We start from the raw sequence: 26,141 nt of genomic DNA, 5'->3' as shown, positions 1-26,141 counted from the left end.
CTGTCATGACCGAAAATGGTGCGGATCATGCGTTGCTGCCGGTAGCGGTGCAGCAGTTCGTTCTCCACTGGGGCGAGATGGGCAGCCAATGGGGCGTCAACCGCTCGGTCGCGCAGATCCACGCGCTGCTGTACCTAAGCGATCGGCCGATGCACGCCGAGGAGATCAGCGACCGGCTGCGCATCGCGCGCAGCAACACCTCCAACAGTCTCAAGGAACTGATCGGCTGGAAGCTGATCCGCCGCGTGCCGGTGCTTCACGACCGGCGCGACCATTACGAGGCCGAGGTCGACCTGATGCAGATGCTTACCCGCATCGCCCAGGGCCGCAAGGAGCGCGAGATCGACCCCGCCGTCGCCGCGCTCAAGGCCTGCGTCGCCGAGGCGGAGGGCGATCCGCGCATATCCCCGGTCGCGCGCGCGCGGATCGAGGCGCTGCACGGCTTCACCGTGACGCTGGACGACTGGTACCAGCAGATGATCGCCGTGCCCCCCTCGCGGCTGATGACGCTGATCAAGCTGGGGAAGAAGGTGCTGGGGTTTTTGCCGAAGGGGTAGGGCGCTACTGTAGCAGGTGGTCTGCTCAGTAGCGGGACTTCTCCTTGCCGTGTAGGCTTCCGCAATAGCCCGCACCCGAACTTTCGCACGACACCGGTATCTGCTGCAGGTCTGCTTTGTGGCAGTCGTGACCGTCCTCTGAGTGCTGATAACCGACGCGCTCGCATTCCGGTCGCCTGCGAACCTGGCTTGGATTATGGGGCTGCCGGTCGGAGTGGGGATGATCGCCAACCCCGGCTGGGATCGTCGCTGTTTCATGGCGATGGCCTTGCTCGGCGTCGCGCTGGGCGTGAACATCCTCCTTGGCGTCAACTTTACGAGCTACGGGTAACGGCAGCTCTCCGCACCGTTTGGCTTCGCACATGAGGCGGTGGCAGCCCGATCGTGTCTGCCGCCAAAAGAAAAAGGGCGGCCCGTTGCCGGACCGCCCCTTGTTTCCTTGGCCGAAGCCGAGACGCTTAGCGCTTCGAGAACTGGAAGCTGCGGCGGGCCTTCGCCTTGCCGTACTTCTTACGCTCGACGGCGCGGCTGTCGCGGGTCAGGAAGCCGGCCTTCTTCACCGGCGCGCGCAGCACCGGCTCATACTTGGTCAGCGCCTGCGAGATGCCGTGCTTCACGGCACCGGCCTGGCCCGAGAGACCGCCGCCCTTGACGGTGCAGATCACGTCATACTGGCCCTCGCGCTCGGCGACACCGAACGGCTGGTTGATGACGAGACGCAGCGTCGGACGTGCGAAATAGACTTCCTGATCACGACCGTTGATCGTGATCTTGCCGGTGCCCGGCTTCAGCCACACGCGGGCCACGGCGTCCTTGCGACGGCCGGTGGCATAGGCGCGGCCATACTGGTCCAGCTCCTGCGCACGCAGCGGCGTGGTCGGGGCGGCCGGCGCGTCGATCTGGCCGGCGAGGTAGGCGTCGGCGGCGGCGGCAGCCGGCGCGGCGGCCTGGCCTTCGGTCGCCGCGGCGGGCTGCTGGCCCAGCGCTGCACCCAGGTCGGAAAGCGACTGGCGGTTGTCAGACATTATGCACCCACCTTGTTCTTGCGGCTCATGCCGGCGATGTCGAGAACCTCGGGGTTCTGAGCTGCATGCGGGTGCTCAGAACCGGCGAAGATGCGCAGGTTGCGCATCTGCTGGCGGCCGAGCGGACCGCGCGGGATCATGCGCTCCACGGCCTTCTCCAGAACGCGCTCCGGGAAGCGGCCCTCGAGAACCTTGGCGGCGGTGACGCCCTTGATGCCGCCTGCGTAGCCGGTGTGCTTGTAGTACACCTTCTGGCCGAGCTTCTTGCCGGTGAAACGGATCTTGTCCGCGTTGATCACGATGACATTGTCACCGCAGTCGACGTGCGGGGTGAAGCTGGTCTTGTGCTTGCCGCGCAGGACGTTCGCGATCACCACCGCTGCACGACCGACGACGAGCCCTTCGGCGTCGACGATGTGCCACTTCTTCTCCACCTCGGCCGGCTTGGCCGACTTGGTGGTCTTCATCAGCGCCTTCATGGCCTGTGACCTTTCGCGTAGGAAATGCATTCGCGCCACCGTTGCCGGCAGCGCGATCCACGCCCCAATGCCGATAGGAGGGCTGAAAGTCAAGAAATGCGTGGGTTTGCTGACGGGTAAAATGATACCTGTCGGTTCAGCGTGTCTCTTCGGCGATCCAGCGGGCGACGGCGTTGCCCGCTTCCACGGGCCATTGTTCGATCACCGGCAGGTCATAGCCATGGAGTGCCGCGATCCGCTCGCGCAGGCGCAGCGCCAAAGCGGGGCGGGTCTTGAACAGGGCGGGTACTTCCTCGCCGCGCTCGACGCCGCCTTGCCAGCGATAGATCGAGGTGCAGGGCGCGAAGAGGTTGACGCAGGCCGCCAGCCGTTCCGCCAGCACCGTCTCCGCCACGCGCTCGGCATCGGCGCGGCTGGCGAAGGTCGTGTAGAGCAGCGCGGTGTCGCTCACCGGGCGCGGCCGATGGCGTGGACGCCCCACACGGTCGCGCCGACCAGCAGCGCGCCGACCAGCTGGTGGGTGGCAGCGAGGTGGAGGTTCACCCCGGTCATCACCGTCGCGATGCCGAGCAGGATCTGGATGCCGAACGCCGAATGGATCGCGATCGAGGCGCGGCGATCGCCCGCCGCCTTCGCCTTGCGGGCGAGCACGATCAGCCCGGCAACGGCGATCCAGGCCCACCAGCGGTGGATGAAGTGGACGATCGCCGGATCATAGAGCGCGGCGTGGATCGGGCTTTCGCCGATCTGGCTCACGCCGGGGAAGAAGCGGTCGTTCATCAGCGGCCACTGGTTGGTCACCAGCCCCGCATCGAGCCCGGCGACCAGTGCGCCGTAGAAGAGCTGGATTGCCACCAGCACCAGCACGCCCGCGCCGATGCCGGTCAGCCGGGCAGGGCGCTCGGCGTTGTTGGCGGCAAGCGCGCGCAGGTCGAGCATCGTCCAGACGATGCCGCCTAGCGTGAACAGCGCGGTCATCAGGTGGATCGCGAGCCAGAAATGGCTGACCGAGGTGCGGGTGTGGTTGAGCCCCGACTTGACCATCCACCAGCCGAACGCGCCCTGCAGACCGCCCAGCGCGAGCAGCGCGACCAGCCGCCAGCCATAGCCCTGCGGGATCCGGCGCCGGATCGCGAACCACAGCAAAGGCAGGGCGAACACCATGCCGATCAGCCGGCCGAGCAGGCGGTGGACATATTCCCAGAAGAAGATGCCCTTGAACCCGGCCAGCGTCATGCCCTGGTTGAGCTGCTGATACTGGCCGATCTGCTTGTAGTGATCGAACTCGGCCTGCCACTGCGCGTCGTTGAGCGGCGGAAGGATGCCGGAAATCGGCTTCCATTCGGTGATCGACAGGCCCGATTCGGTGAGCCGGGTGATCCCCCCGACGACGACCATCGTCACGATCATCGCGGCGACGACGAACAGCCAGTGCGCAAGCGCGCGGGGGCGGGCGGTGAGGGGCAGGACGGTCATCTTCAGCACGTACCGCGATGTAGGCCGTGGGGGAAGCCGGCACTAGCTGCCCGAGGGTGGACTTTCGGGAAGCGCGGGCGGCGCGGGCGGCGGCGCGGGCTGGCGCTTCATCGCGATATCGATCAGCGTTTCCAGGCGGATCACCCGCTCGCGCGTCTCGATCGAGTGGCGGCGGGCTTCCTCGGCGGTGGTCAGCGCCTGCTCGACCTTGTGCTGGAGCAGCGCGACCTGCTGGAGGGCGCGCAGCGCATCGGTCCAGAAGCTCACTGGCGGGCCCAGCCGGACAGGGCGGTCGACAGCGCATCCCAGTCGATCGAGGAGTCGGCAAGCAGCTGTTCGCGGACCCGGGCGCGGTAGGCGTCCTCGTCAAACTGTGCGGCGGCGGTGCGCGCGTGATCGAGCTGCGCAAAGGCTGCATCGGTGCGGGCATTGGCCTGTTCGAGCTGGGCGAGCAGATCGCGCATCAATGCCATTTCGGCGGGGGTGGGCTCGGTATAGCGCTCGGCGGCGGTGCGCATGAAGTCGCTGACCGTCATGTCCGCCGCTTCCGCATTGGCGGAAATGCGCCGTTTTTCCTCCGGCGATACCAGCACGACGACACGGCTGGAGCGGGTCTCTGGAAGCTGCGTTGCCATGCACATGGTCATACCATGTGCATGTTGGAGATTCAAGGTGGGGGCAGCGTATCCTCCCCTGCCAGAGGGAGGTGGCGCCGAAGGCGACGGAGGGGGAGGTGCGCGACTACCTGGCCGCCGTGCTTCCTCCCCCTCCGTCAGGCTGCGCCTGACACCTCCCCCTGGCGGGGGAGGATAGGGCTGAAATTACGCCCGCACCCCGTCGGCCAGTTCGGCCTCGTTGTAGCGCAGCGCCTTCAGCACCGTGTCGACGATATGCGCGGCGTTGAGGCCGGCTTCGTCATACTGCTTCTCGGGCTTGTCCTGGTCCTGGAACATGTCCGGCAGGCGCATCGTGCGCAGCTTGAGGCCGGCGTCGATCAGCCCGGTGTCGCTGGCGAGCGTCAGCACATGCGCGCCGAGGCCGCCGATGGCGCCTTCCTCGATCGTCACCGCCACTTCGTGGGTGGTGAGCAGGCGGCGGATCAGATCCTCGTCGAGCGGCTTGGCAAAGCGCAGATCGGCGACCGTGGTCGATAGGCCCTTGGCCTCGAGCGTGTCGGCGGCCTTGAGCGCCTCGGCGAGGCGGGTGCCGAGCGAGAGGATCGCGACCTTCTTGCCCTCGCGCACCACGCGGCCCTTGCCGATCTCCAGCCGCTCCGGAACCTTGGGCAGTTCCAGTCCGATGCCGTTGCCGCGCGGATAGCGCAGCGCGATCGGGCCGCTGTCGTGCAGCGCGGCGGTGTGGGTCATGTGGACGAGCTCGACCTCGTCCGCCGCCGCCATCACCACGAAATTGGGCAGGCTGGCGAGATAGGTCACGTCGAAGCTGCCGGCATGCGTCGCGCCGTCGGCGCCGACCAGCCCGGCGCGGTCGATCGCGAAGCGGACCGGCAGGTTCTGGATCGCAACGTCGTGCACCACCTGGTCATAGGCGCGCTGCAGGAAGGTCGAGTAGATCGCGCAGAACGGCCGCATCCCCTGCGCGGCGAGGCCGGCCGCGAAGGTGACGGCGTGCTGCTCGGCGATGCCCACGTCGAAGGTGCGCTCCGGGAACATCGCCTGGAACTTGTCGAGCCCCGTGCCCGAGGGCATCGCCGCGGTGATCGCGCAGACGGTGGCGTCGCGCTCCGCCTCGGCGAGCAGCGCGTCGGCGAAGACCTTGGTATAGGCCGGCGGGCCCGGGGGCGCCTTGGCCTGCGCGCCGGTGATCACGTCGAACTTCTGGACGCCGTGATATTTGTCCGCCGCCTTTTCGGCGGGGGCATAGCCCTTGCCCTTCTTGGTCACGACATGGACGAGGATCGGGCCCTGCTCGGCGTCGCGGACATTCTCCAGCACCGGGATCAGATGCTCGAGATTGTGGCCGTCGATCGGGCCGACATAATAGAAGCCCAGCTCCTCGAACAGCGTGCCGCCGGTCGCCATGCCGCGCGCGAATTCCTCCGCCTTGCCGGCGGCGGCGGTGAGGCGGCGCGAGACCTTCTGCGTTACCCGGCGGGCGAGGCTACGCAGGCCGAGATATTCGGACGACGAGATCAGCCGCGCCAGATAGGCCGAAAGCCCGCCCACCGGCGGCGCGATCGACATGTCGTTGTCGTTGAGGATCACGATCAGGCGATTGCCGGCGGCTTCGGCGTTGTTCATCGCCTCATAGGCCATGCCCGCGCTCATCGCGCCGTCGCCGATCACCGCGATCGCCTTGCCCGGCGCGCCCTTCAGCTTGTTCGCCGTCGCGAATCCCAGCGCCGCCGAGATCGAGGTCGACGAGTGGGCCGCGCCGAACGGGTCGAATTCGCTCTCGCTGCGCTTGGTGAAGCCGGAAAGGCCGCCGCCCTGGCGGATCGTGCGGATGCGATTCCGCCGGCCGGTCAGGATCTTGTGCGGGTAGCATTGATGCCCGACGTCCCAGATCAGCCGGTCGTCGGGGGTGTTGAACACATAATGGATCGCCACCGTCAGCTCGACGACGCCGAGGCCGGAGCCGAGATGTCCGCCGGTGGAGCCCACCGCACTGATGGTTTCGGCGCGAAGCTCGTCGGCCAGCTGGCGCAGCTGGGCGGGGGCGAGCTTCCGGAGGTCCTGCGGCGTGTCGACCGTGTCGAGCAGCGGCGTCTTGGGTAGGTCAGCCATGACGTTTGTTAGCGCAGTGTTAGGCCCAAGTCGAACGGTCAAATGGTGCATGCGCCGTGCAGGCCCGGTCCGCTCAGTCGCAGTTGCCGCATTTGCCGCGCACCTCGATTACCGGACGAACCGGCGAGAAACCCGCATGTTTCGCCGCCGAGCGTACGTTCTTGGTGATCGCATCATCATCGATATGGGTGGTCTGGCCGCAGCTGTCGCACACCAGGAAGATGCAGTCGTGCAGGCATTCCGGGTGAGCATTGGCGACATAGGCGTTGGCGCTTTCCACCCGCCGCGCAAGGTTCGAGCCGACGAACAGGTCCAGGATGCGATAGACGCTGTTCGCCGCCACTCGACGCCCCTCCGCCTTGGAAACGGCTTCGGCGATGTCATAGGCCGAGGCGGGCTTGTCGAAGCCGGCAAGCGCCTCGAACACGCGCTCGCGCATCGCGGTCCACTGCTCGCCCGCCTCCTCGAGCCGGGTGCGGGCCGCCCTGGTGAGATCGGCCCCGTGGTGTTCGTGATGATGATGCGCGGACATGAAAATGATTTAGGCGGTGCCGCGGGTTCCGGCAAGCTGTGCCCGCCACCCGGTCAATAGGTGGCGCGCCGATTCAGGTCGTGGCCCAGCGCGACCAGCGATACGCCGACCAGCGTCCAGAACGTCTCGAAGCCACCATGCGGCAGCGACAGGGCGCCACTCATGATTCCCAACCCGAACGCGCCGACGACCGCGGGCGCCATATAGCCGTGATGCAGGATGCCGCGGCCGAGCGCATAAACGCCGAAGCCGATCGCCAGCGCCAGTCCATATTCATGGATATGCGGATTCAGCAGGCCGCCGGCGGTGGACAGAAGCGTCAGGAGCACCGTCGTCGCGATGCAGTGAATAAGGCACAGGCCGCTGATCCCGATCGCGATGCGATCAAAGGCGCCATCCAGGCTGGCCCACCAGCGGGCCACAGGAGTGGTAAGCGACATGGACGGCATATAGACCCGCAGGCGCGGCGGTACAACATATCATCCGGCAAAATCGACGTTAACGGCGTCCCGCATCGAACAGGCCGTGGCCGGCGGCCCAGCGGTGCCACAACTCCGGCCAGGCGGCGGCGGGCAGTCGCGCGGCGCCGCGCAGGCCGAAGCCGTGTCCGCCGCGTTCGAACAGGTGCGTTTCCACCGGCACTCCGGCCGCCTTCAGCGCCGCGCGGAAGCGCAGGCTGTTCTCCACCGGCACGGTGGCGTCGTCTTCAGCATGAACGAGGAAACAGGGCGGGGTATCGGCGCGGACCTGCCGGTCGGGCGAGTGTTCGGCCATGGCGGCGGCATCGGGAGCGGGGCCGAGCAGGTTGGTGCGCGATCCGGCATGGGCGATCGCCGGGTCCATCGAGACGACCGGGTAGATCGGCGCCGCCAGCATCGGGCGGGCGGAGTGTGCATCGGCGGCGTCGACGGGGGCATAGGTCCGGGTGTCGAACCGGGTGCAGCCGTCCGCGCAGAGATGACCGCCGGCGGAAAAGCCGATCGTGGCTATTCGGGCGGGATCGATTCGCCATGCCTCTGCACGGGCGCGGATCAGGCGGATGGCGCGCTGGGCATCGGCGAGCGGCGTGTTGGCGGGATCTGCCCAGCCCTGAGCCGGCAGGCGGTAGAACAGCACGAAGGCGCTGACGCCGCGCGCCTGCAGCCACGCGGCGAGTTCATAGCCTTCCTTGTCGATCACCACCCGGGCATAGCCGCCCCCGGGCGTGATCAGCACCGCCGCGCCATTGGGGTTTGTAGCGGGGAACAGGTCGAGTCGCGGCATGCGAACGCGATCATAGGCGCGGTCCCGCGGGCCGCCGGGCACGGTGCGGTCGATGCTGTGGTCGGTCAGGGCGACGTCGCGCAGGCCGGGCGGATCGCCTGGCCAGAGCTGGATACTGCCGGTGGGTGCGGGCACGTTGGCTGTATGCATGGCCGCGCGCGCGGCCTCGGGAAGCAGGGAGGCAGCCATTCCGACGGCGAGGACGCCCCGTCTATCCAGTCCGGTCATGTCAAAGGGATGCATTGCACTTGCAACAATTGCAAGTCCAGGATTTGCAATAGCCGTACGAAACCCGCAAGTTCCCGCCGCATCTGGAAGGGTAGGCCGGATGACGCTCTAGGGTACGTCACCCGGCCATGCCCATGTCCATTACTATAGGTTATCCTCCCTCATTTTACCAGCGTGCTTCGGTAGATCTGGACGTGTTTCCTGCCCACTGTGTGCTGCTTTCGCCCAGATAGTGCGCCTGTGCTGCCTCGGTCGCGTGGACGGCGAGCAGCGAGCGGGCGTCGGCGGTGGTCCGCACGGCACCCGAACGCTCCGCCGCAGTGTCGAGCAGCCGGTCGAGCAATGCCTGGCCCTCCTCCCACCAGCCGATACCGCTGGCAGCGTTGAGATGCCCCTGGGGCCCTGCGTCGACGAACAGGCTGCCCCAGCCGCGCGCAAGATCCTCGGCGCGCTGGACGCTGATCCAGGGATCGTCGCTGCTCGCCACCACCAGGCTTGGGAAGGGAAGCGCCGTCGTTGGCGTCGGGCGGAAGGCGTGAAGCTCCGGCGGCGCTGAGTCGCGGTCGACATCGGCGGGTGCCACGAGCAGCGCGCCGGCCACCGGCGTGCCGAAGGTCTGCCCCGCCAGCGCTGCCCACCAGGCGACCGCCAGGCAGCCCAGGCTGTGCGCGGCGAGCACCACCGGCGCCTGCGCCTGCCGGATGGCCTGATCGAGCTTCGTCACCCAGGCATTGCGATGGGGCGTGTCCCACATGCCCAGTTCGACCCGGTGGGTGTCCGGGCGGGACTGTTCCCACAGCGTCTGCCAGTGCGACGGCCCGGAGCCGCCGAGGCCGGGGACGGTGAGGATGATCGGCGAGCGATCATCGATCGGCGAAAAGATCGTCATTGCGTTCCTCTCCTTGTGTCCGTGGAGGGACTGGCCGGACCTCTGATGTAATCCCTATCAGATAGGTGGGCAATAAACCTGCGTCGAACGGAGGAGCGGTTGCGCCGAGGCGTGGCCCGCGCCTAAAGGGCGGGCATGGCAAAGCTTCGCGCCGATCAACTGCTCGTCGACCGCGGGCTCGCCGAGAGTCGCACACGGGCACAGGCGCTCATCATGGCCGGGCTCGCCTTCAGCGGCGAGCGCAAGATCGAGAAGGCGGGCCAGATGCTCGCCGAGGATGCCGCGATCGAGGTGCGTGGGCGCGACCATCCCTGGGTCTCGCGCGGGGGCATCAAGCTCGCTCATGCGCTCGAGCATTTTGGCTGGGACGTGACCGGCGCCGTGGCGATCGATGTCGGCTCCTCGACCGGCGGCTTCACCGACGTGCTGCTGACGAACGGCGCGGCCCGCGTCTATGCAGTGGACAGCGGCACCAACCAGCTCGCCTGGAAGCTGCGGCAGGACGAGCGCGTGGTGGTCCACGAACAGACCAGTGCCCGCATCCTGACGCCATCGCATATCCCGGAGCCGATCGACCTGGTGGTGTGCGACGCCAGCTTCATCGGCCTCGCAAAGGTACTGGACGTACCCCTGGGCTTTACCGGGCCGGGGGCAAGGCTGGCGGCGCTGATCAAGCCGCAGTTCGAGGCAGGGCGCGAGGAAGTCGGCAAGGGCGGTGTGGTGCGCGATTCGGCCGTGCACGATCGGGTCTGCGCCGAGGTGGCCGCCTGGCTGGAAGGCAAGGGCTGGCAGGTGCTGGGCGTGACCCGCAGCCCGATCACCGGGCCGGAGGGCAATGTGGAATTCCTGATCGGCGCGGTGCGACAAGCCTGACGTTGGCAAATCACTGTGCGCATGAGACGGTACGCACATGTACCATGATATCTTGCGGTGCCCGTTGGTGGCTTTGGTATGGACCGCCCAGCTCTTGGCGACACCTGCCTCGGCGCAGCGTGCGCAGCCGCCTCGGATTCCGCCGGCGATATACGCGACTACCAATTATGGGCTGACCTTCACGGTGCCCACCGGCCTTACCTATTGTCCTTTGCCCCCGGGCTGGCTCGGCTCTGATCATGGGACGGTGCTTTTCCTGACGCCTCCTGCCCAGTGCGGAGGCGCAGGCTATCCATCGAGTAGCCGAGCTTTTGAGCCCGACTTCGTTCCCGCTATCAGCCTCTATTATGGCCATAACACCGTAGATGAGGAAGACGCTCCATCGCCGTCGCCCTGCAACAAGGTGGGGGAGATTCAGTTCCTAGGCGCGCCCCGGCCGATCTGCGAGGAACGTGAAAGTGCAGAGGTGCGGCTGGTCGTCCAGAACCGATACCAGGTCGTTGCAGCCGGCGATGCCGAGGCTGTGTTCACGCTGGTGACAACCGCAGATCGGCTCGTCCGGGATCGGCCCGTCTTCGTTGCCGCTGCGGCGAATCTGCGGACCTGCTCGTTCGTTTTGCGCGGTGTCGGCGCCAAGAAGCGAACCCGTTGGGGCGTTGGCCCAAGTTGTCTGGCAGACGGGCGCTGGTTCTGATGCTTGGGGGCGGTTGGCTCGGCTTGGAGAGCGCCGATGCGTTGTCAATGTGCCTTTGCCAGAGCCTCTACTTCCCCCGGTTTCGGGTGCTGGACCCACTTCAGCACGGTTGTGTTGCCCGCGTCGCCCTGAGATGAAATCACCAGCCGACGCTCGGCGCCAAACTGTCCCGTATAGCGGATCGGCTGGCAGCCTGCCGGACGCCCCTTTTCGTCGCGCATCGCCTCGCAGGTGGCGAAGGCAATCGTCGATCCCTCGACAGTCAGCGGCCAGACCTTGCCGCCGAAGCAGCCGCCTTCGCACAGTGTCACGCGAATGGTCGGGCGCGGCTGGGTGTGGATCTCCACGGCCATTCCAAGAAGATCGCCCGATTCCTCGACATATTGAAGGTTCTTGTAGACCCCGTCGATCGCTCCAGCTGCGGAGCGCCCTGGGGCGCCGATTGAGGCGCTGGCCGAGAGCAGGATGGGGAATGTCGAGACGATCGCGAGCGTGGGTGCCTTCATATTCGCAATAGACAGCACCAAAGCGTGGCTTTCAACCGATGCGATGATGGCGTAGGCGTCGGCGTAATCATCGGGGTTGCACTGGGTGGGGATTGGGGTGAACGCACTGGCATCGAAGGCGCAGCTGCGCCGTGGTTTCTGGAAAACGGCGACGGTGACGGTGCCGCTGATCGTGCTGCTCGGCTTCGGATCGGCGATGGTGGCGCCCGCCGGTGACCAGAACCCCTGGTTCATGGCGCTGGCCAAGCCGGCCATCCAGCCGCCCAACATCGCCTTTCCGATCGTGTGGACGATCCTCTACATCCTGATGGGCCTTGCGCTCGCGCTGGTGATCAGCGCCCGCGGGGCACGGGGGCGTTCGGCGGCGCTCACGCTGTTCGTGGTGCAGCTGGCGGTCAACCTCGCCTGGTCGCCGATCTTCTTCCGCTTTCACAAGCTCGATCTCGCGCTGATCGTGATCGTGGCCCTTGCGGTGCTGGTGGCGGTGACGATGCTCGCCTTCTGGCGCGTCCGCGCGCTCGCCGGGCTGATGCTGCTCCCCTATCTGGCCTGGGTCTGCTTCGCGAGCGTGCTGTTTTCGCAGGTCCGCGACCTCAATCCGGATGCGGAAAAGATTGCGCTGGCGCCCGCGAGCGCCCACATCGCCGTTCACACGCTTTGAGTGGGATAGATTTGACATGCAGACCGACAACCGCCTGTTCGATGATCTGGTGAAGATGGTGAACGGTGCCGCCGGCACCTTCGCCGGCGTGGCGCGCGAGGCCGAGGCTGGCGCCCGCGAGCGCGCGCGCGAATGGATCGGCGGGCTCGACTTCGTCGCCCGCGACGAGTTCGAGGCGGTGAAGGCGATGGCCGCGGCCGCGCGCGACGAGGCCGATGCGCTGAAGGCGCGCCTCGATGCGCTCGAAGCCAAGCTCGGCGGCGCCGCACCGATCGACGCGCCGCAAGGGAACGCGTGACGCTGGCCGGTCTTTCCTTGTCCACAGCTTTCGGTGGCGGGGCGCAGGCGCAAGCTTGTGCCCCGTCCGCGTGCTTGGCAGGAGCGGGCATGGCTACACGATCGGGGGCGGAATGGGCATGCTAGACGAAGCGGAGTTCGACCGCGACGCCGCCGCGCCCATCGATATGCTCGAAACCTATTTCGCCGCGCACGGCTGGACGCATGAGCGCGAGGACGACGAGATCGTCGCCAAGGTCAAGGGCAGCTGGACCCAGTACGAACTCCGCGCGATCTGGCGCGAGGATGACGGCGTGCTCCAGTTCATGGGCTTTCCCGACGTGCGCGTGCCCGAGGAGCGGCGCGGGCTGGTCTACGAGACGATCGGGCTGGTCAACGAACAGCTGTGGATCGGCCATTTCGAGCTCTGGTCGTCGACCGGCATCCTGCTGTTCCGCCACGCCGCGCTGATCGACGGCGACGAGGGCGCGTCGCTCACGCTGGCCCAGGCCGAGCTGCTGGTGGAAAGCGCGATCGACGAGTGCGAGCGCTTCTATCCCGTGTTCCAGTTCGTGCTGTGGGGCGGAAAGACCCCGAGCGAGGCGATCGCCGCCGCGCTGATCGAGACCCAGGGCGAGGCGTAACCATGGCATTGCTCGATCGCATCTGGCTGGTCGGGGCCGGCAATATGGGCGGGGCGATGCTCCGTCGCTGGGCTGGCGCCGGGATCGACGCGTCCGCGATCACCGTCATCGATCCGGGCAGCCCGGCGATTCCGGAAGGTGTGCGGCATGTGACCGCGCCGCCGGAGGGCGAGCGGCCCACGGCGGTCGTGCTCGCGGTGAAGCCTCAGCAACTCCATAGCGTCGCGCCGGTGCTCGCTCCGGCGGTGGCAGGCGTGCCGCTGCTCGTTTCGATCCTAGCGGGCGTGGAAGTCGCGACGCTCGCGCAGGCGCTGGGCGCGAAGACCGTGGTGCGCGCCATGCCCAATCTGCCGGTCGCGATCGGCAAGGGCGTCGTCGGTCTTACCACGCCGAGCGACGATGCCGCAGCGCGGGCTGCCGCCGAGACGCTGATGCGGCCGCTCGGACTGGTCGAATGGGTGCCGAGCGAAACCATGCTCGACGCGTTGACCGCCCTTGCAGGCTGCGGCCCCGGTTTCGTGTTCCGCTTCGTCGACGCGCTGGCCGAAGCCGGCGCGGCGCTGGGTCTGCCGGCCGATCAGGCACAGCGGCTGGCACTCGCCACGGTCGAAGGCTCCGGCCTGATGGCGGCGGCGGCGAGCGAGAGCCCTGCGGTGCTCGCTGATCGCGTCGCCAGCCCGGGCGGCTCGACGCGCGAGGGGCTGAATGTGCTCGATCGCGACGACGCGCTGAAGGCGCTGCTGGGCGAGACGCTGGCCGCCTCGGCGCGGCGCAATGCCGAAATGGCCGCCGAAGCGCGCAAATAGCGCGTTCATCTACGGAACGCGTGCTATTCCGAGCGGTTAAGCCTCCGATCTCAAGTATCGACGGAGGCTGACATGGCTACGACGACCGAACGCGAACCCAAGCGCACGACGAAGACCACGGCCAAGGACACGGCGAAGCCCAACACCGGTACCAGCGTCGGCGTGATCGCCGGCGCGGTTGCGGGTGGCGCGGCGCTGGGCCTGCTCGCGATGCTCGGCCGCAAGGCGGCGGTGCAGGCGCCCAGCGCGCTCGCCGGCAATTGGGACGATGCGCTCAAGGCCGAACACAAGGCGGTGCTCAAGGCGTTCGACACGCTCGAGGCGACCGACGACAAGGCGACGATCCGCCGCAACATGCTGCTCGCGCACATCAAGCACGCGCTGGTGAAGCATGCGATCGAAGAAGAGAACGTAATCTATCCGGCGCTTCGCGAAGCGGGCAAGACCGAGCAGGCGGACGAGCTCAATGCCGAGCATGGCTATGTGAAGCAGTTCCTCTACGAACTGGAAAACATGCCGAGCACCTCGCCCAGGTGGCTGGAAAAGGTGAAGGAGTTCCGCGCTGCGCTGGAAAAGCACATCCGTGAGGAAGAGGACGAGCTGTTCCCCGAACTCCGCGCCCAGCTGAGCGAGGAAAAGAACAAGGCGATCACGCTCGCGATGAACAAGGAAGGCTTCAAGGTCGCCTGAACGACCCTTTCCGTCATTCCGGCGAAAGCCGGAATCCATTGGAGCCTCCGTCTCGGTTCTTGCCCTGAGCGCGTGGCGTCTGGATTCCGGCTTCCGCCGGGACGACGGCATTCAGGAATGCCGGGCGCTCAGCGCCCCAGCGTCGCCACCCGGCCGCGTTCATCCTCGGGCATCAGCCCTTCGAGCACGGCCCAGAATCCCCCGACGGCTCCCTGGCCGGCGCTTGAATAAGCGCCGGCCATTTTTTCGCGCAGCGCCTCGAACAGCTCCGACTCCAGCGCCGCGCCCGCCTCGGTAAGCCGCAGCAGCCGCTGGCGCCGGTCGCGCGTGCCGGCGCGCGTCTCGACCAGCCCGCGCTCCGCCAGCTCGCCCAGCACCCGGCCCAGCGACTGTTTGGTGATCGCCAGCAGCGAGAGCAGCTCGCTCACCGTCAGGTCCGGCTTGCGGGCGATGAAATAGAGCGCGCGGTGGTGCGCCCGGCCCAGCCCCTGGCGCGCCAGCCCGTCGTCGATCGAGCGGGTGAGGTGCGAATAGCCGAAATAGAGCAATTCGATGCCGCGCCGGATCTCGGGTTCGCGCAGGAAGAGGGGGGACGCAGGAATTGGGGCAGCCATGTTGACCGTTTCTGCCACCGCGCCTAGTCCTGCGCAACCCGAGGCTCCTGGGGACGAGAAAGACCGAGTGATGGAAGACGCGACGATCCTGGATTTCGAATTCGAAGCCCACACCAACCCGCGTGACCGCGATACGCGCGCGGCGATCCTCGCCAACCCCGGCTTCGGCAAGACCTTCACCGATCACATGGCGGTGATCCGCTATTCGGTGGACAAGGGCTGGCACGATGCGCGCATCCAGCCCTATGCGCCGCTTCAGATCGATCCGGCCTGCGCCGTGCTCCATTATGCACAGGAAATCTTCGAGGGCCTCAAGGCCTATCGCCTGCCCGATGGCGGCGCAGCACTCTTCCGCCCGGAGGAAAATGCCCGCCGCTTCCGTGAATCGGCCGAGCGCATGGCGATGGCCCCGCTGCCGGAGGAACTGTTCCTCGCCTCGATCCGCGCGCTGGTGCGGGCCGATCGCGACTGGATCCCGGAAGGCGAGGGCGCCTCGCTGTATCTGCGCCCCTTCATGTTCGCGAGCGAGACCTTCCTCGGGGTCAAGCCGGCGAGCGAATATCTCTACCTCGTCATCGCCTCGCCGGCGGGCGCCTATTTCAAGGGCGGCGCGCCGTCGGTGACGCTGTGGGTGTCCGATCACTATACCCGCGCGGCGCCGGGCGGCACGGGGGCTGCCAAGTGCGGCGGCAACTATGCCGGCAGCCTGGTCGCCCAGGCCGAGGCGATCCGCCAGGGCTGCGATCAGGTGGTGTTCCTCGATGCGGTCGAGAACCGCTATGTCGAGGAACTCGGCGGGATGAACGTGTTCTTCGTGTTCGACGACGGCTCGATTTCCACCCCGCCGCTTTCGGGGACGATCCTGCCGGGCATCACCCGCGAATCGCTGATCACGCTGGCGCGCGGCGCCGGCGTCGAGGTGCGCGAGGAACGCTATTCGATCGACCAGTGGCGCGAGGATGCCAAGAGCGGCCGCCTGCGCGAGGCCTTCGCCTGCGGCACCGCCGCGGTGGTGACGCCGATCGGCGCGGTGCGCGGCACCGGCTTCGAGTTCCAGATCGGCAATGGCGGGCCCGGCCTGCTGACCGAGCAGCTGCGCGAGCAGCTGGTCGGAATCCAGCGCGGAACGGTGGAAGACCCGCACGGATGGCTTGAACGTCTCTTCTGAGGCTCTATAAGCCCGCTTCCCGTTGGGGCGTCGCCAAGTGGTAAGGCAACGGTTTTTGGTACCGTCATTCGGAGGTTCGAATCCTCCCGCCCCAGCCAGTACATTTTTCTGGCCCAAGTTATTGAGAAATAACGAGTTTCTCTTCGGGTAAATTCGTCGTGGTACCCTGCCGTGGTACCCTGTTGTGGCGTTGATTTCGACACCATGATTCGACCGGATTCGAGGCGCAAGCCCCCATCCTGCAATGGCCGGCTTATCCACAGGAAACTGCATGGCTGCGTAGCCCGGCTGCGCCGCAGCTGCTCGGCCAGGATGCGCAGGTCTGGAGGGCCAGCAACTCACGTCGTCGACGTTGCTGCGGGTCGAGGCCGTCGGCTAGAAATAGGTTATGTGTAACCTTTACACCCTTCGTCGCTCGGTGGCCGAAGTGGCCGCTCACTTTGACGCCGCGCACGTCGCTGGGTCAAATGCGGGTGACGAGGTATACCCCGGCTACCCCGGGATGGTGGTTCGTGCCGCCGAAGGGCAGCGCCTCGTCCAGTCGATGGTCTGGGGCTTTCCCCTGCGGCTGAAGACGATGAGCCCCACGGCGAAGCCGAAGCCCGTGAACAACATCGCCGATCTGCGCAAGCCGATGTGGGTGGGCCTGGCGCGCAAGCCGGAGTGGCGCTGCCTGATCCCGCTGACCGGCTTTGCCGAGGCCGAAGGCGCCAAGGGTGCCAAGACCCGTACCTGGTTCAGGGTGAAGGACGAACCGATCTTCGCCTGGGCCGGCTTGTGGCGGGACAGCGCGGAATGGGGGCCGGTCTATTCCGGCGTAATGACCGACTGCAACGAGGCGATCCGCCCGGTACATGACCGCATGCCGGTGCTGCTCCACCGCGACGAGCATGAGCGCTGGCTCCATGGCAGCTTCGACGACATCATCGCCCTGCAGGAGCGATGCTTCCCCGATGCGCTGATCGTCACCGAGCGCACGAGCGAGCCTTGGGTGAAGCGCAAGGCGGCGGAGGCGGTGCCTTCGCTCTTCTAGGCGCGGAACCGGCTGACGGCGCGGCGCCAGGCTACGTCGCTGGGCAGCGGCAGATCAACGATCGTCGGTGGGTCGCGCGTGAGCTCAAGCGTCGTTCCCCTTCGTCCGCATCGCGAGCAGCGCAGGCGAGCGCCGGCATCGTTCAGACGGTCGGGCCATTGTCGCCGCTGGAACAACCACCATAGGGCGGCGGCATGGAACACGGCCTCGTTGCCGCAAGCGCGGCATTGAGCCCGAAGGGTCCGATGAAAGGCGGCGGCCTCGAACAGCGTGCGCGGGACCTGACCGCCGTCGGCGTCGTAGCGCGCCACGTCAGCCGACGAGCCGCAGCCTGGGACCTGCGGCTTCCGGCGCGCGCTGTAGGTCCAGGGACGGCAGCTGCGCCTGAGGGACGACCCGCAACAGCGCGCCCGGCCAAGCCGGAAACATCGCGCGGACCTTGGCGGACAGCAGCGTTGCGGCCGGCATGTCGATCAGCAATGTCGTGTCATAGCCGCACCACAGCTCCGGCGGTACCCGTCCTAGGCGGTAGTTGCCGGCGACTACGAGCACCACGGCGGGATGCAGCTCCCGGCGTGCGGCGATGAAGCGGGCCAAGCATAGTGGTCGCTGTTCGGCTACCCAAGCCTCGTATTGGGTCTGCGAGTGGGTCTGCACCACGCGGTGACCTTCGACCTTGCCGACATGGATGGTCCATTCGCCATACGGGAAGGTTTCCAGCTCGACCGGCCAGCGATGCGCCAGCCAGTTGGTTCGCTCGATCGCATCCACGGCGCAGCAGTTCAGGCGCCCGCCTGTTCCGGAAACAAGCCCGGCTGTACCGCTTTGTCCAGCAGCACCAAGCGTGCCTGCTGCGCAGCGCCGACGGCCTGGCGATATTGAACGGTGGCATAGCGTTCGGCCTCGTTGAAGCCGAGCGGTGCCCATTCCTCGCTCGGATAGCAGGCATCGTAGATCGCGCGCGCAGCCGCGCGCAGCTGAAGATCGTGCTCCACGCTGAAGCTCCCATTGCTGTCGAATCGCCGCCGGAGCGGCAAGGATCAACTAGAACAAAAAAAGAACATTATGCAAGGGACACGGAGTTCGAAAGGTCGGTGCAAGGGTACGCGGCGTCCCGTCCATGTCTGGTGAGGCGCGTCAATCGATCCGCGCCGCTACCAGACTTCGAAGGCTCGGCCGTCTTGCGGAGCGGCCGACAAAATGTGCTGCTGGCCTGAACTGGACAATCCCGCCGTTCCCGCAGGGGCGGGTTCAACGGCAGGTGCATCGCTAAAACCTGCCACTCACCGAACGTTTTCTGGACAAGTAGCGCGGCGGCAAATGGGCCGGTTGCTGTCAGTCCGCTTTCAGTTCGAGGAACCTAATTTCCGGATGTCGGATCAATTATGCAGGTCCTGCGCAAACGATATATTGCGGTCATTTTCTCCTACTGGCACAAAGCTCTTATGGCTTTCTCGCAGCTCCCAATAGTCGCACGTTTTTCGCATCTCGTGGATTTGGCGCCTCCAATTCCGGTGACTCTGTTGGAATTATTTGACGATGCCCCACGCTCGCAGAGCCGGGAGCGCTAACCTTGGGCCCCTTCGACATCACCAAGGAGATGGTCGCCGGCCTTTCCGATGAGGACCTGCGAGAGCTGCTGCGTCATCTGCTGGACACGGAGGCCAAGGCGCGTGGCATCACGGCGACCGGGATTTCAGTCGGGGGCAACCAAACCGCTGGGGATGGCGGCGTAGACGCGTCCATCGCTTGGGCCGGTGATCCCAAACCGAAGGGCTGGTTGCCCCGCCGCACGATCATTTTCCAATCCAAGGCCGAGGCCATGGGTCCTGCCAAGATCGCCAAGGAGATGCGGCCCAACGGCCAGCCGCGGTCGATCTTCACGGAGCTCGCCAGGAGGCGCGGTTCCTACATCATCTTTTCAACCGACGATCCGTCGGCATCGGCCTACGACGCGCGGATCGTCGCTATGCGCGAGGCGGTCGCGGACGTGCCGAACAACGACCGCATCGTGCTCGATTTCTATGGCGCGGACAGGATCGCGCGATGGACGAATGGTCACGTCGGCATCGCCGCGTGGCTGCTTGGGAAGCTCGGGCGGCCGCGTGGCGGCTGGGAGCCCCACGGGAACTGGTCGAGAGCCGCCGAAGCCGGCGGTCGGTACGTCCTCGACGACACAAGCCGCGCAAAGGTCGGCGGGACATTCGTTCCCGTCGTCGAAGCGATATCGCGCATCCGGGCGCATCTTGCGGTGCCGGGAAACGCAGTCAGGCTGATCGGGCTCTCGGGGATGGGCAAGACCCGCTTCGCCGAGGCGTTGTTCGATGCACGCGTGCAGGGTGGTACCGAACTGCCGCCCTCCTCAGCGATCTACGCCGACGCGGGGCTCAACCCAGATGTCAGCCCCGCCATGCTGACGGAGCAACTCGCGTCCAGCCACTCTCCCGCAATCATCGTTGTCGACAACTGCTCGCAGCGGCTACACGGGCAACTGGCGCAGCTTGTCAAGCGCGAAACGAGCCAAGCCAGCCTCCTGACGATCGACTACGACGTCAACGGTGAAGGCACCGCCGGGCTGCTCGTATCGCTGACTGATAACAGCGAGACCGTCCTCGTCGACCTCCTCGAGCAGCGTTTTTCCCACCTCAGCCGAGCCGAGCGAGACCACCTCGCCAAGTTCTCCGGCGGCAACGCCCGTATCGCCCTGAAGATCGCAGAAGCGAGCCGGCCGGGCGTCGACCTCTCCAAGCTGAACGACGCCGATCTCCTGGACCGCCTATTCCAGGTCGAACGCGAGGGCGCTGACGAGGATGCACGGCTATGTGCCGCGGTCGCATCACTGGTCTATGCGTTCTACGTGAAGGACCATGGCACGCATGTCGCCGAGTACGCTACGCTTGCCGGGATCGCGGAGACGACGCCGGCCAAGTTCCACCGGGCCGTCGCGCGCTTTCTCGATTGGGGAATCGTGCAGAAGCGCGGACCTCAACGCGCCGTGATGCCGCAACCGCTCGCTAACATGCTGGCGGCCCCCTTAGTCCGCCAGAGCGATCCGGCATCGCTGATCGATGAATTCCTCTCCGGCCCCCGCCGTCTCTTCGCGTCCTTCGCCCGCCGGATCGGTCAGCTGCACGACGTCCCGGAGGCCGCGGAGATCGCGCGGCTCCTCCTGGAAGAAGGCGGGCCGCTGGGTCGCCCCGGTGTCCTCGACGACGTGCACGGCGGCGCCTTCGTGCACCTCGCGCCGTGCAACCCGGAGGCCGCGCTCGCGGCAATTGAGCGCGGGCTAGCCGGCGCGGACCGGGAGGACCTGGTCGAGGCGAACGAGCGGCGCCGCGACTACACGCAGTTGCTTGTGCAGATCGCGCACGACGCCCGCTTCTTCCAACGCGTCGTGTACGTCCTGACGGAATTCACGCTCGCAGATGGCGACGTCCGCGAGGAACTGCGCGCGCGCAACCATCTTCTCGAACGGTTTTGGCCGATCCTCTCCTTCACGCACGCCAATCAGGCGCAACGGCTTTCGACCCTGGATGCGATGCTTGCTAGCAAAGACGAGAGGGTCCGGTCGCTCGGCGTAGAGGCGCTGGACCACATGATGGATTCGAAGCACTTCAGCTCGTCATTGGACCTCGAGTTTGGCGCGCGCTCCCTCCTAAGCGAATGGCGGCCCTACAATGGGGACGGCTACAAGCCTTGGTTCAAAGCCGCGTACGACCGTCTCGTCGCAGTGTCCCGCGGCGAGGACGTACCTGCCGAGAGGGCGCGTCAGGTGATCGCGCAACACTTCCGCGAACACGTTTCTGCCGACTTCGCGGATCTCGCCATGGAAGCGATGCGGGAGGTTCGCGGCAACGGGTTCTGGGAGGAAGGCTGGCGCAACGTGAACGACGCGCTCTACTCCCAGGAACGGCGCGACGACAAGGCCGACAGGGGCGCCCTCATTCGTCTCGAGCAGGATATGCGCCCTCGGACGGTCCACGACCTCTTCGAAGCCTTTGTGCTCGGTGAACCGTGGAGACACTGGCATCCCAGCGGGCGCGAAAAGTCCCCCACCCGCAACGTCGGGCTGCTCTCTCGTGCCGCAGGAAAGTGCTTGGTCCGAGAAGGGACCGAGCTAGGTCCCTACCTCGCGCTTGCGACGCACCGAGGAGGCTTCAACAGCGCAAGGCAGTTCGGCGTCGGTTTGGCACGTGCGACGCGAGATCCGGAAGCGCTGTGGCGTCATGCATACGGGGCGTTCAAGGCGCACGGGCCGAAAGAGCGTGATCCGTCGATCCTCGACGGAGTGTTGCAAGGCTCCAGGTTCCACAGCCCCGACTGGGTGTCCGGCAAGCTGGACGAAATCGTTAAGGACCCCTTGCTCTGCCAGCATCTCGTCGAGCTCCACACGGCTGTGCCGCTGGACGAGGCAGCCATCGAACGCTTCCGGACCGCGCTGAAGGACGGCGGGGTCGCGCCGGACCGGTTCGCGCTTCTGATGGCCGGCGGGGTCACTAAGACCATTCCCGCTCCGGCGCTGGCGCGGTTCCTACGGGAACTGTTCGATCATGAGGGAGGAGCGCTTCCGGCGCTGCAGGTGCTACACATGCGCATCTACGGCGACCGGAGGGACGGACTGGAAGTCGACAAGAAGCTCGTAGATCTTGGACGCGACCTTCTGGCCCAGCCGGAAATTTACTCGGACGACTTCGCGCGACAGGATCACGGCATCGACGTCATCGCCAAGGTCGCACTGCACGGAGACGGCGCCGATGAGGCCGCGAGGCTCGTTTGCCGCGCCATGGTGATCGCCGCCCAGGACAAGCCATACTGCTATCCGAACGTCGGCCCGATCTCTTCCACGCTCATGCGGCTCCATCCTCGGGTCGTTCTCGACGAGATCGTCAACAAGTCCGACAACGACCATTTGATCGGTGGCTTCTTCGGTGGTTGGCGCCGCAACGACGAGGACTTCGAGCCTAAGGATATCGAGATCGACACGACGGCCATGTTCGACTGGGTCCGCAAGGATCCGGCAACGCGCGCGGTTAAGCTAGCCAACTTCATCCCGTACAGCACGAAGCACGCCGATAGCTCCAGCCTCGAATGGTCGTCGATCGCCCTTGAGCTCTTGGCGCTGAGCCCGGACAAAGTGGCCGTGCTGCGCACGTACGAGCACCGCTTCTTCTCTGGCGGCGGAAGCGGGTCATTCGCGCTGGGCTTTGTCCGCCGGAGGCCGCTGGTGGCCGCCATGACGACTCACGAGAGCGACGCGGTGCGCGCGTGGGCCGCGGAGGCGTCCGAGCGCCTCGAGGCGAACATCGTGCGGTGGGACGAGCGCGAGGGCGCCGACGACAGCCTCTTCGAATAAGGAGCAAGAGCGACAATGTTAAACAACGCTGCGCCACCCGTTTGTTTCAACGAAGGGCAGCTTGCGAGCAACTTCGAAGCAGTACGAATGAGAAATATGGGGCAAAAAGCTGACTGGCCGCTGTCGGACTTTTGATTCGCAGCTTCTGTCAGAAGCGGACGTCCAGGGCGATTGAATTGAACGACGAGGTTTGGTCGAAACGGCTGCTGTCGCTTGCATCCACGCAAAGGCGCGGATCCAGAACTCGTCTGCTCGGCGCCTTCGCCCTGCCGGCGGACGGACGCCTAATCCAGCCGCCAGCCCACTTTCATGGCGTCAACGGCGAGCGCGCAGTGCCTCCGCCAGCTAAGCTCGAGCCTTCGGTGTGCCTGCCATGACGGGAGCCACCCAGGATGGCGCTTCCCATGCCTCTCGCCTCGCCGCCAATATCTGGCCGTCACGACGAGATGGACGTGCGGCGCGATGATCCAGTCGTCCGCATCGCCCTCCATGGCATGGATCGCCCAGGCCACGACCGCCCCCTTGGCCACAAGCTCCCGCTCGACGAAGCTGGTCGCCAGCCTTTTCCAGTTCTTCGATGGTAGTGCCGTGGGGATCTCCATCACCACGTGCCAGGCCGAAACCTCGGTGAAGTCGTCCGTCGCCTCTGCCGCAGCGTCGGCTTCCTGCCAGATGGTGTAACCTTCGGTCGCCCAGACGGGCGCCTTGGCTGGCAGCAACAGACCCGACCCCCGTAGTTCGCAGCGACGCTCGCTGAAGGCGCGCGGCATGGGGCCGAATTGGTCGACGGGGCCGCTGTCGCGCCAGATATAGGCGACGTTGGCCACTGCGGTTCGGTAGGCGGGTGAGCGGCCAGCGATGCGCCATGCCTCGCTGATCGGCCGGATGTTGAACTGCAGGCCGGAGGCAGGCCGTCGTTCCCGCCTATAGCTGGTCCAGGCGCGGCGGGCGATGTCTACATCCTCCTGACGGAGGAGCGGGGTGGTGATGTCGGTCATGTTGGTCTCCAGAAACGGCAACGCCGCCCGAAGCAGGGCGGCGTTGCAGGGGGGGGCAATTGGGGGAGCGGATCAGCAGGCGATCTTCAGGTCGTCCAACCGCTGGCTGTCGGCGATGCCGCTGCCCGCAGGCACGAGCAGATTGCCCTCCAGCCGCAGCGACTGCTGCTGCTCGAAGACCTGACGCCAGCGCCGCAGGGCGATGCGCTCGCCTGCATCACGCCGGTGGCTTGGCGGCAGCTTGGCGCTGGTCAGGACGTGACGCGGGCCGATGAACCAGCGGCGATCGCTGGCCAGCAGTTCGACCCGGGCATTGTCGCTGGCGGCATAGAGCCGCAATCGGCCCCGGAAGCGGATGTTCATGCCTTCGCGGACCGCAAGCGCGAGCTCGCGCGGCGCTTCGTCGTTCGCCGGCATCACGATCTGCACCATGTCGCGCTGCAGTTCGGCGGCAACGCGCGTCAGCTGGGGCTCCTGCAGCGAACCGGTGCATCCCGTCGCGCACCACCCGATGGTGTGGAACGGCGGCGCCTGCCGCGGATATCCCATCAGCACGCGCAGCGCGAAGGTCCAGTTCTGTGCGATCGCCAGATACGGGGGTAGGTCGGTCATTCACTTCTCCAATGTTGATAAGGCCCTGCAGGCCGACAGGCGTTTTTCCACTCCACGGCGGACGCCGTTCTTCCGATGCTCTGTCCCGGTTCATCTGGTCGCGCAGACGAAGCCTTCGGTCTTGCCGCGGCGCAGCCAGTCCTCTGTCGCTGCCTCGGCCGACAGGCCGGCCATCCCCGCGTCGCGGGTGAACACCCGCCACAGCGCCAGGGCCTGTGCCTCAAGGTCGGCCCGGTGCTGCTCGGAGCGGCCTGTTGCCCAGGCCGAGAAGATGGACGGCAGATCCATGCGTGGCGCGGAAATCGCCATCTCCGCCGCGACATCGGCAAAGGGCGACGCAGCCGCCCCGCCGCGAGGCACGGCCAGATCGACCACCCCGCCGGACAGGAGCCGGTGCAGCCGCACGAGGAAGTGCTGGGCGATCTCCGGCTTCGCCGTCGCTGCGGCGTCCAGCAGCATCGGCATCATGCCGTGATCCACCTGCCAGCCAATGAAGGTGGCGTTGCCGGGAAGCCGGTCGGCTGCCCATTCGAGCAGCGCCTCCTCCGGCGTGCCGGCGGATAGCGCGTGGCCGTGCAGTTCGAAGCGCCAACCTCGCCTCAAGTCGCGCTGCGCAACGAGGATGCCGAGACCGACGAGGTGGCGTCCCTCCGGATGCGCTCCCTCTGCAGACGCGGGAACGGGTACGTGGGACATGGTGAGCGAAACACAGGTGGTAACGGTAGGCGTGGTCATGAAAGATCTTTCGTAGGCGTGCGCGCACGCGCCGCCGCGGGCGGCGACGTGCGGACGATGGGATGGAAGGGTGGAAGCGCGGCCGATCAGAACGGATCGGTGTCGCTGCTCGCAAAGGCGGCTTCGTCGCGCTGCTGGTTCAGGCGAAGCTCGGCATCTTCGAGCGCGGCGGAGGCTCGCAGCGCGGGCGCCCATTGGCGTGCCAGCTTCACCGGCCGGCAGTCGACGAACGGCATCAGGTGCGCGAGGTTCGGATCGGCTTCGATCCATGCTGCCAGATCCGCCATCGGCAGATACCACAGCCGGTCGTCGCTCTTCTCGAACGCGATATAGTGGTACCAGGCGAGCAGGGTGCAGACGCAGTCCTGCATCACATATTCGAGTACCTTGCGACGCTGGCCTGAACGCCAAAGGGTGCCGACCTGCGAACCATCGGTGCTGAGCTTCGCCGGGATGCCGAGGGCGGCGCAGATCTCAGCCATGGCGACCGGCCGCGTTGCCCCCATGCCGGAAAATGCGTCGGCCAGATCGCAGTGCGTGCCGTCGTACCGCCCGGCGCGCGCTTGCCGGGACAGGCCTTGCAGCGATGCCCCCGGCAGGTGACGCATAGCGCCGAGCGCGAGGACGCGATTGTCGAAGCCCCGGCCGTTGTACGTGATACCCGTGGCATTGACCGGCAGCAGCCGGTCGACCTGTTCGTAGAAGTCAGCCTCCTCGCCGGGCTCGCAGACCAGCGCGTCGATGGCGAACTGGTAGCCCGCCGGTGTCCAACGGGCGCACAGGAAGGACGCGGCAACAGGCTTGTGGCGTGGCCATGGCGGGAAGGAGCCGTCTGCCGGTTCGTCCTCGACGATGGTCTCGATGTCGTAGGCGACGACATGGTGCGGGTTGTATTCGGTGCGTTGAGTATATGGCGCTTTGCGCATGGTCTTCTCTCACATGGGGACGCGCCGCCGGATGGCGGACGCGGACCGATCGCGAGCTGCAGCGAGCGCTGCCTTTTTCCACTCACTTCAATCGATCGAAGAGCCGTCACGGCTCGCAGGGAACACTCAAAGAACGGCGATACACGGCGCCCCCTGTGTGGCCCGTCAACCGCGCGGACGTCTTGGCACGCCCGGTTGTGCCGCATGGCGGCCATCCGACGGGAGGAGAACGGGTATATTCATCATGAATCCACAGATCATGATGTCTCCACGTTATTGTAAGTAATGTTAGATGTATAGATGGATCATCGCTCCGACTTCTCACGAAAAAATTCGATGAGTGTCGTAAACACGCA

At 66.3% G+C, this 26,141-nt stretch carries 32 protein-coding genes and 1 tRNA gene; 13 read left to right on the top strand and 20 right to left on the bottom strand.

Annotated elements, in window-relative coordinates; translation table 11 throughout:
• The first annotated feature begins 5 nt into the window (after window positions 1–5).
• Both KK7_RS0108630 and KK7_RS23585 read left to right on the top strand, forming a co-directional pair.
• On the top strand, window positions 6–557 hold the full coding sequence (locus KK7_RS0108630; protein ID WP_010544245.1) for a GbsR/MarR family transcriptional regulator: 552 nt from the start codon (window positions 6–8) through the stop codon (window positions 555–557).
• Between the two features lie 196 nt (window positions 558–753).
• Entirely contained in the window at window positions 754–888 is a 135-nt protein-coding gene (locus KK7_RS23585) for a hypothetical protein (protein WP_272941569.1), read from the top strand.
• A gap of 127 nt (window positions 889–1,015) precedes the next feature.
• Here the strand turns inward: KK7_RS23585 and rpsI are convergent, their stop codons facing one another.
• From rpsI to KK7_RS0108570, 11 genes are all read right to left on the bottom strand, one after another.
• The gene (gene rpsI / locus KK7_RS0108620) at window positions 1,016–1,582 is read right to left on the bottom strand and encodes a 30S ribosomal protein S9 (RefSeq protein ID WP_010544243.1); all 567 of its coding nucleotides are present in this window, start codon (window positions 1,580–1,582) and stop codon (window positions 1,016–1,018) included.
• A complete protein-coding gene (gene rplM / locus KK7_RS0108615; RefSeq protein ID WP_010544242.1) occupies window positions 1,582–2,061 on the bottom strand; it encodes a 50S ribosomal protein L13 in 480 nt (159 codons plus the stop codon). Before rplM ends, rpsI begins: the two co-directional genes overlap by 1 nt.
• Before the next feature lie 136 nt (window positions 2,062–2,197).
• A complete protein-coding gene (cutA, locus tag KK7_RS0108610) occupies window positions 2,198–2,512 on the bottom strand; it encodes a divalent-cation tolerance protein CutA (protein ID WP_029623108.1) in 315 nt (104 codons plus the stop codon).
• Window positions 2,509–3,537, bottom strand: coding sequence for a COX15/CtaA family protein (locus KK7_RS0108605; RefSeq protein ID WP_029623106.1), 1,029 nt, complete (start codon window positions 3,535–3,537; stop codon window positions 2,509–2,511). Before KK7_RS0108605 ends, cutA begins: the two co-directional genes overlap by 4 nt.
• A gap of 42 nt (window positions 3,538–3,579) precedes the next feature.
• Entirely contained in the window at window positions 3,580–3,804 is a 225-nt protein-coding gene (locus KK7_RS0108600) for a hypothetical protein (RefSeq protein ID WP_010544239.1), read from the bottom strand.
• Window positions 3,801–4,172 carry a plasmid mobilization protein gene (locus tag KK7_RS0108595; RefSeq protein ID WP_051121290.1) on the bottom strand — a complete coding sequence of 124 codons (372 nt, stop codon included), beginning with the start codon at window positions 4,170–4,172 and terminating at the stop codon, window positions 3,801–3,803. The genes KK7_RS0108600 and KK7_RS0108595 overlap by 4 nt, the downstream gene beginning before the upstream one ends.
• Window positions 4,173–4,358: 186 nt before the next feature.
• On the bottom strand, window positions 4,359–6,284 hold the full coding sequence (gene dxs / locus KK7_RS0108590) for a 1-deoxy-D-xylulose-5-phosphate synthase (protein WP_010544237.1): 1,926 nt from the start codon (window positions 6,282–6,284) through the stop codon (window positions 4,359–4,361).
• 73 nt (window positions 6,285–6,357) lie between these two features.
• A complete protein-coding gene (locus tag KK7_RS0108585) occupies window positions 6,358–6,816 on the bottom strand; it encodes a Fur family transcriptional regulator (protein WP_010544236.1) in 459 nt (152 codons plus the stop codon).
• A 53-nt stretch (window positions 6,817–6,869) separates the two neighbouring features.
• Window positions 6,870–7,256 (bottom strand): MerC domain-containing protein, encoded by a 387-nt coding sequence (locus tag KK7_RS0108580; RefSeq protein ID WP_051121289.1) that lies wholly within the window; start codon window positions 7,254–7,256, stop codon window positions 6,870–6,872.
• Between the two features lie 58 nt (window positions 7,257–7,314).
• Window positions 7,315–8,268 (bottom strand): alpha/beta hydrolase, encoded by a 954-nt coding sequence (locus tag KK7_RS0108575; protein WP_010544234.1) that lies wholly within the window; start codon window positions 8,266–8,268, stop codon window positions 7,315–7,317.
• A gap of 205 nt (window positions 8,269–8,473) precedes the next feature.
• Window positions 8,474–9,196 carry an RBBP9/YdeN family alpha/beta hydrolase gene (locus tag KK7_RS0108570; RefSeq protein ID WP_010544233.1) on the bottom strand — a complete coding sequence of 241 codons (723 nt, stop codon included), beginning with the start codon at window positions 9,194–9,196 and terminating at the stop codon, window positions 8,474–8,476.
• A gap of 135 nt (window positions 9,197–9,331) precedes the next feature.
• Here KK7_RS0108570 and KK7_RS0108565 point away from each other — a divergent pair, with 135 nt between their 5' ends.
• Both KK7_RS0108565 and KK7_RS22525 read left to right on the top strand, forming a co-directional pair.
• The gene (locus KK7_RS0108565; protein WP_010544232.1) at window positions 9,332–10,069 is read left to right on the top strand and encodes a TlyA family RNA methyltransferase; all 738 of its coding nucleotides are present in this window, start codon (window positions 9,332–9,334) and stop codon (window positions 10,067–10,069) included.
• Between the two features lie 247 nt (window positions 10,070–10,316).
• Complete coding sequence (locus tag KK7_RS22525; RefSeq protein ID WP_138983936.1) at window positions 10,317–10,763, top strand: hypothetical protein; 447 nt, start codon at window positions 10,317–10,319, stop codon at window positions 10,761–10,763.
• 44 nt (window positions 10,764–10,807) lie between these two features.
• On the opposite strand, the gene KK7_RS20395 is transcribed toward KK7_RS22525, so the two are convergent.
• Window positions 10,808–11,269 (bottom strand): hypothetical protein, encoded by a 462-nt coding sequence (locus KK7_RS20395; protein WP_040598131.1) that lies wholly within the window; start codon window positions 11,267–11,269, stop codon window positions 10,808–10,810.
• A 97-nt stretch (window positions 11,270–11,366) separates the two neighbouring features.
• Here KK7_RS20395 and KK7_RS0108550 point away from each other — a divergent pair, with 97 nt between their 5' ends.
• The 5 genes from KK7_RS0108550 (at window position 11,367) to KK7_RS0108530 (ending at window position 14,346) form a co-directional block, all read left to right on the top strand.
• Window positions 11,367–11,930 (top strand): TspO/MBR family protein, encoded by a 564-nt coding sequence (locus KK7_RS0108550; RefSeq protein ID WP_010544230.1) that lies wholly within the window; start codon window positions 11,367–11,369, stop codon window positions 11,928–11,930.
• Between the two features lie 16 nt (window positions 11,931–11,946).
• Complete coding sequence (locus tag KK7_RS0108545; RefSeq protein WP_010544229.1) at window positions 11,947–12,228, top strand: accessory factor UbiK family protein; 282 nt, start codon at window positions 11,947–11,949, stop codon at window positions 12,226–12,228.
• 112 nt (window positions 12,229–12,340) lie between these two features.
• Window positions 12,341–12,850: a type III secretion system chaperone family protein gene (locus KK7_RS0108540; protein ID WP_010544228.1), complete on the top strand. Its 510-nt coding sequence runs from the start codon at window positions 12,341–12,343 to the stop codon at window positions 12,848–12,850.
• A 2-nt stretch (window positions 12,851–12,852) separates the two neighbouring features.
• Window positions 12,853–13,656, top strand: coding sequence for a pyrroline-5-carboxylate reductase (gene proC, locus KK7_RS0108535; protein WP_010544227.1), 804 nt, complete (start codon window positions 12,853–12,855; stop codon window positions 13,654–13,656).
• Window positions 13,657–13,728: 72 nt separating this feature from the next.
• Window positions 13,729–14,346 carry a hemerythrin domain-containing protein gene (locus tag KK7_RS0108530; RefSeq protein ID WP_010544226.1) on the top strand — a complete coding sequence of 206 codons (618 nt, stop codon included), beginning with the start codon at window positions 13,729–13,731 and terminating at the stop codon, window positions 14,344–14,346.
• Window positions 14,347–14,474: 128 nt separating this feature from the next.
• Here the strand turns inward: KK7_RS0108530 and KK7_RS0108525 are convergent, their stop codons facing one another.
• A complete protein-coding gene (locus KK7_RS0108525) occupies window positions 14,475–14,960 on the bottom strand; it encodes a MarR family transcriptional regulator (protein WP_010544225.1) in 486 nt (161 codons plus the stop codon).
• A gap of 70 nt (window positions 14,961–15,030) precedes the next feature.
• Here KK7_RS0108525 and KK7_RS0108520 point away from each other — a divergent pair, with 70 nt between their 5' ends.
• From KK7_RS0108520 to KK7_RS0108510, 3 genes are all read left to right on the top strand, one after another.
• Window positions 15,031–16,128: a branched-chain amino acid aminotransferase gene (locus KK7_RS0108520; RefSeq protein WP_010544224.1), complete on the top strand. Its 1,098-nt coding sequence runs from the start codon at window positions 15,031–15,033 to the stop codon at window positions 16,126–16,128.
• Window positions 16,129–16,151: 23 nt separating this feature from the next.
• A tRNA-Gln gene (locus KK7_RS0108515) sits at window positions 16,152–16,226 on the top strand.
• Between the two features lie 290 nt (window positions 16,227–16,516).
• Window positions 16,517–17,161: an SOS response-associated peptidase gene (locus KK7_RS0108510; RefSeq protein WP_029623095.1), complete on the top strand. Its 645-nt coding sequence runs from the start codon at window positions 16,517–16,519 to the stop codon at window positions 17,159–17,161.
• Here KK7_RS0108510 and KK7_RS22520 read toward each other — a convergent pair.
• From KK7_RS22520 to KK7_RS20390, 3 genes are read right to left on the bottom strand one after another with little or no spacing between them, the layout of a single operon-like run.
• On the bottom strand, window positions 17,158–17,472 hold the full coding sequence (locus KK7_RS22520; RefSeq protein ID WP_138983935.1) for a hypothetical protein: 315 nt from the start codon (window positions 17,470–17,472) through the stop codon (window positions 17,158–17,160). The two genes, KK7_RS0108510 and KK7_RS22520, sit on opposite strands and share 4 nt — an antisense overlap.
• A 1-nt stretch (window position 17,473) precedes the next feature.
• Window positions 17,474–17,932 carry a hypothetical protein gene (locus KK7_RS0108505; RefSeq protein ID WP_010544222.1) on the bottom strand — a complete coding sequence of 153 codons (459 nt, stop codon included), beginning with the start codon at window positions 17,930–17,932 and terminating at the stop codon, window positions 17,474–17,476.
• A gap of 11 nt (window positions 17,933–17,943) precedes the next feature.
• Window positions 17,944–18,156: a hypothetical protein gene (locus KK7_RS20390; protein WP_010544221.1), complete on the bottom strand. Its 213-nt coding sequence runs from the start codon at window positions 18,154–18,156 to the stop codon at window positions 17,944–17,946.
• 578 nt (window positions 18,157–18,734) lie between these two features.
• Here KK7_RS20390 and KK7_RS0108495 point away from each other — a divergent pair.
• The gene (locus KK7_RS0108495; RefSeq protein ID WP_029623093.1) at window positions 18,735–22,514 is read left to right on the top strand and encodes a hypothetical protein; all 3,780 of its coding nucleotides are present in this window, start codon (window positions 18,735–18,737) and stop codon (window positions 22,512–22,514) included.
• Window positions 22,515–22,798: 284 nt separating this feature from the next.
• On the opposite strand, the gene KK7_RS0108490 is transcribed toward KK7_RS0108495, so the two are convergent.
• The 4 genes from KK7_RS0108490 to KK7_RS21515 form a co-directional block, all read right to left on the bottom strand.
• Entirely contained in the window at window positions 22,799–23,512 is a 714-nt protein-coding gene (locus KK7_RS0108490) for a MobA/MobL family protein (RefSeq protein WP_010544219.1), read from the bottom strand.
• A 72-nt stretch (window positions 23,513–23,584) separates the two neighbouring features.
• Window positions 23,585–24,124, bottom strand: a complete 540-nt coding sequence (locus tag KK7_RS0108485; protein WP_010544218.1) for a hypothetical protein — start codon at window positions 24,122–24,124, stop codon at window positions 23,585–23,587.
• Between the two features lie 90 nt (window positions 24,125–24,214).
• Window positions 24,215–24,859, bottom strand: coding sequence for a hypothetical protein (locus KK7_RS0108480; protein ID WP_138983934.1), 645 nt, complete (start codon window positions 24,857–24,859; stop codon window positions 24,215–24,217).
• A gap of 86 nt (window positions 24,860–24,945) precedes the next feature.
• Window positions 24,946–25,785, bottom strand: coding sequence for a 3'-5' exonuclease family protein (locus KK7_RS21515; protein WP_010544216.1), 840 nt, complete (start codon window positions 25,783–25,785; stop codon window positions 24,946–24,948).
• Window positions 25,786–26,141 lie beyond the last annotated feature (356 nt).

The organism is Sphingomonas elodea ATCC 31461 (genome assembly GCF_000226955.1).
In the GTDB taxonomy this organism is placed as follows: Bacteria; Pseudomonadota; Alphaproteobacteria; order Sphingomonadales; family Sphingomonadaceae; genus Sphingomonas; species Sphingomonas elodea.
Note: the sequence above shows the minus strand (reverse complement) of the source record. Positions and strands in the feature narration are given on the sequence as shown.